The following is a 339-nucleotide window of genomic DNA, read 5'->3' on the forward strand; positions in this document are numbered from 1 at the left end:
TAATGAACGCGAACAGTTGGAAATGCTGACCATAGAACAGTTGGTTCCTCAAGACCATCTGGTGCGCAAACTGGATGCGGCTCTTGATTTCTCCTTTATCTATCCATTAGTTGAAGATCTTTACTCAACCATTGGAAGACCGAGCATAGATCCTGTGGTGCTGATCAAGATGACATTCATTCAGTATACCTTCGGCATCCGATCCATGCGCCAGACAATCAAGGAAATTGAAACGAACGTGGCATATCGCTGGTTCCTAGGCTACGGCTTTCATACAGAGGTTCCTCATTTCTCCACGTTCGGGAAGAACTATGTCCGTCGATTCGCAGATACTGATCT

At 45.7% G+C, this 339-nt stretch carries 1 protein-coding gene; it reads left to right on the plus strand.

The annotated features are described in order from the left end of the window. The coding region (locus AWV70_RS15830) for a transposase (protein WP_235588705.1) at positions 1-339 on the plus strand (339 nt) is incomplete at both ends.

It is taken from the genome of Sporosarcina koreensis, assembly GCF_001531445.1.
GTDB classification, from domain to species: domain Bacteria; phylum Bacillota; class Bacilli; order Bacillales_A; family Planococcaceae; genus Sporosarcina; species Sporosarcina koreensis_C.